4 protein-coding genes are annotated in these 4,132 nt (G+C 68.0%); all 4 read left to right on the forward strand.

The features are described from left to right. Window positions 1–219 precede the first annotated feature (219 nt). A complete protein-coding gene (locus ACV530_RS36440) occupies window positions 220–1,509 on the forward strand; it encodes an MFS transporter (RefSeq protein ID WP_494337026.1) in 1,290 nt (429 codons plus the stop codon). 182 nt (window positions 1,510–1,691) lie between these two features. Then, complete coding sequence (locus ACV530_RS36445) at window positions 1,692–2,471, forward strand: helix-turn-helix transcriptional regulator (protein WP_494337027.1); 780 nt, start codon at window positions 1,692–1,694, stop codon at window positions 2,469–2,471. Between the two features lie 127 nt (window positions 2,472–2,598). Then, window positions 2,599–2,832: an MbtH family protein gene (locus ACV530_RS36450; protein ID WP_494337028.1), complete on the forward strand. Its 234-nt coding sequence runs from the start codon at window positions 2,599–2,601 to the stop codon at window positions 2,830–2,832. After that, window positions 2,829–4,132 (forward strand): aminotransferase-like domain-containing protein (locus ACV530_RS36455; RefSeq protein ID WP_494337029.1); only part of this gene is annotated, 1,304 nt, incomplete at its 3' end. The genes ACV530_RS36450 and ACV530_RS36455, both read left to right, overlap by 4 nt.

Here is a 4,132-nt window from a genome sequence, read left to right on the forward strand (position 1 = left end):
AGCACAGTCAAAGGGCGTGAAGATGCCCGACGCTAACGAGAGAAGGATGTGTTCAGGAGAGCCGGGACGCCTTTGTCAGCAAGATGCCAAGGCCGTGCTGTCACGATACTGACACCCTGCCGCGCGGCCGGGCAGGACCGCACCGGACCGCCTTAAGGTCGCAGGACCGCAGCAGCGACCCCGTGTTCGCTCGCTCCCGCTCCCGCAGGGAGGGATCCGTTGAGTGATGCCGCCGAGTCCGCGCAGAGCGTGATGCCCGAGGAGCCCGCCGGGGAAGTGCCCCTCCGGCGGAACCGCGGCTTCCAACTCCTCTGGACCGGCTCGGTCTTCGCCTTTCTGGGCAGGGAGATCGCGGAGCTGGTCTATCCGCTGGTGGTGCTGGCCCTCACCGGCTCCGCCGCCTGGGCAGGAGCCTTCGGGGGGATCCAGATCACCACCTCGCTGGTGTTCGGCATGCCACTCGGCGAGCTCGCCGACCGTTACGACCGACGGCGGCTGCTGCTGGCCGTGGAAGCGGTACGGGTGGCCGTCAGCGTCAGCATGGTGGCGGCGTATGCCGCCGACGCGCTGACACTGCCCCATCTGCTGACGGTGGCGGTGATCGTGGGAGCGGCCCAGCCCCTGGGCGGTTCGGCCCGGATGCTGCTGATCCGCGCCCTGGTGCCGCCTCGCCAGCTCACGGCGGCCCTCACCCAGGAGGAAGTGCGCAGCCACGCCGCAGCGTTGGCCGGTCCGCCCCTGGGCGGAGCCCTGTTCTCCCTGGCGGGCCTGCTGCCGTTCGTGGTGACCAGTTGTTCCTTCGCACTGTCCCTCACGCTGGCCGCCTTCGTCCGGCTGCCGGCCGAGGCCCTGCGCGCACCGATGCGGCCGGCGGGCGGGACGTCTTTCCGCGAGCACATGACCGCGGGCCTGAACGCGCTGTGGAGCCGGCCGACACTGCGGGCCGCGATGCTGTTCGCCGCGGCCATGAGCACGGTGGCGGCTCCGGTCGTGCTGACCGTGGTGGTCCGGCTCCGGGACGAGGGGCTGTCCGCCACCGCGATCGGCTTCACCACCATGGGCCTGGCGGTGGGCGGCCTGGCGGGGACCCCGCTGGTCACCCCGCTGCACCGGCTTCTGCCACCGGGAGTCCTGATGCTCTGGCTCAGCGGTACGGCCTTCCTCCTGATCGGGTCGCTCGCGGCTCCCTGGGGGGCATGGGGGACGGCCCTCACCCTCTTCCTGCTGGGACTCGGCGGACCGTCGATGCGCGTGCTGGTCGACATTCTGATCTTCCGTCAGGTGCCGGACGAGCAGCGCGGCCGCGCCATCGCCGCCTGCATGACGGTGTTCGGGGCGGGGGGCGCGCTGAGCGTGTTCTGCGTCGGGCAACTGCTGGAGCACCTTTCCGCCGCCATCACCGTTCTGACCCTCGCCGGTGTGCTCGCCGCGGCGTGGTGCGCCGGGCTGCGCAGCCGAGAACTACGGGGCGCCCAATGGCCGGAAGAGACTGCCGCACAGGGAAGTTGACGGATACGTTCCGAAACCTGGGTTCCGATTTTCCGCCGCATGTCGCAGACATATTGTTGACAAACCCGCCGACGGCCTCCCATCTTGAGTCGAGGAGCGTTTGCCGGCAACACCATGCCGGGGGGTGTGGTGCTTTGCCGCAATATGCCACGGGGGGAATGTTGAATACCGACCGTTCCGTCATGGAAGTATCCCGGTCCGACGAGTCGATCAGCAGCGCCGAGCGCATCGTGCAGGAAGCGCTGAAGCTGTACCGGACAGCCCCTTCCCATGCAATCCGGCAAATCGATCCGGCCGCCGTGCGGATCGTCCTCCGGGATGTAGTGCGCACCTTGAAAAGAAAACGCCTGACGGCATACGTATCCTGGCGGGAGTCCGGCCGCCCGGAGCCGTCGGACTTCTACAGCCGGGAGATCCTCGAACCGGGGCACGACTTACGCCTGTTGCTCCACCCGGACGACGCGCACGGCTCCGCCGCACGGCGCCGGCTCGGCCGGCTCGTCGGAGAAGGCGTCACCGTGCGGTTCTCCTCGTCCTCGGTCCCCAACATGATCACTCTGGGCTCCGAGGCCGGCCTCGTCCAGACAGGAGAGCACCCCGGCGGCACCGGTGCCCTGCTGCTGCAGGGCGCGGAACTCGTCGGTGTGCTCCGGCGCCTGCACGGCGCGCTGTGGGAACAGGGCACCGTCCCACCGGCCTTCCCGGACTCCACCCCGCCCCGGGGCCCGGCCGAAGGCCTCGCCTCCGACCCGGTCCAGGCCCAGGTCCTCGGCCTGCTGCGGTCCGGCGCGAAGGACGAGGCCGCCGCCCGGCAGATGGATGTTTCCGTACGCACCTACCGGCGATATGTGGCGCGCATCCTCAAAACACTCGACACCACATCACGTTTCCAGGCAGGTCTCAAGGCAGCCGAACTCGGACTCTTCTCCGGGAAGAGTGTCCACTTGCTGCCCCCGGACTGAGTTTCGCCCTGTGCCGCCTGTCCGGTGACAGGTTGCTGGCGCCCGAAGCCTCCGAATCCCCTTGTTCTGGCTCCATGTTCCTGCCTAGGCTGCCGACGGGATACACACTCACATTCCAGGAGTCCGGATGGCGAATCCGTTCGACGACGAGTCCCGGCTTTTCAAGGTCCTGGTGAATGCGGAGGGACAGCATTCCCTGTGGCCGTCCGGCATCGATGTCCCACCGGGCTGGACAATCGCACTGGACGATTCCTCCCGGGACACCTGCCTCGCCCATGTCGAAGAGCGATGGACCGATATGCGCCCCGCCACACTCGTGGCCGCCATGGCGGAGTCGGCCATGGGCAGCGTCCGGCCATGACACAGAGCCCGCCCACGGCCGGCCTGCGGCTCGACGAACTCCATGACTCCCTCGGCTCCCCCACCACCAAGTCGATGAACTTCCTCAACGAAGTGGCGCAGCGCTTTCCGGACGCGATCTCGTTTGCCGCGGGCCGCCCCTACGAGGGGTTCCTGGACATCGCATCGGTGCACCGTCATATCGACCGCTATGCGTCCCACCTCCTGGCGAGGTCCGACGGCGACGAGAAACAGGTACGGAGCACACTGCTGCAGTACGGCAGGACCAAGGGGATCATCCATGAACTGATCGCCGGTCACCTCCTGGCCGACGAGGGCATCACCGTCGCCCCGGAGGCGATCGTGGTCACGGTCGGCTGCCAGGAAGCGCTGTACCTCACTCTCCGAGCGCTGCGCCGTTCCGACCGGGATGCCCTCCTCGCCGTCTTTCCCACCTACGTCGGCGCCGTGGGCGCCGCACGGCTCGTCGACATGCCCGTGCTCCCGGTGGCGCAGTCCCCGGCCGGCATCGATCTCGATGATCTGACGGTGGTCGTACGGCGCGCGCGGGCGGACGGTCTCCGCCCGCGGGCGTGCTATGTGGTACCCGATTTCGGCAATCCCTCGGGGATCAGTTTTGACCGCACCACTCGTGAACAGCTCCTCCGCACAGCGGAGGAGAACGATTTCCTGCTGCTCGAGGACAATCCCTACGGTGTCTTCCGGGACACGCGCGAGCCGTTGCCCACACTGAAATCCCTGGACACCTCCCGGTCCGTCGTCCATCTCGGTTCCTTCGCCAAGACCGGCAACCCCGGAGCCCGGGTGGGCTATGCCGTGGCGGACCAGCTCATTCGAGCCGGCCATCGAACGGAGTTGCTGGCCGATCTCCTGGGCGAACTCAAGAGCATGCTCACCGTGAACACATCACCGATCGCCCAAGCGGTCATCGGTGGAAAGCTGTTGGAGAACGGCGGGAGCCTGCGCACCGCCAACCACCGCGAACGGGCGGTCTACCGGCGCAACTTGCGCCAGGTCCTGGACGGACTGGGCCGGCGTTTCCCTGCGGGAAGCCGCCCGGAAGTCACCTGGAACGGACCGAAGGGCGGCTTCTTCGTCGTCTGCACCCTGCCGTTCACGGCCGGAGACGACCTGCTGGAGCATTCCGCCCGCACACACCGGGTGTTGTGGACACCGATGCACCACTTCTACCCGGACGGCGGGCCGCTCCGCCAGATCCGGCTGTCCGTCAGCCATCTGGAGCCGACGGAAATCAACACAGGCCTGGACCGGCTGGCGGACTTCATCCGGGAGACAGGCCG

Source organism: Streptomyces sp. SX-6, from assembly GCF_059089585.1.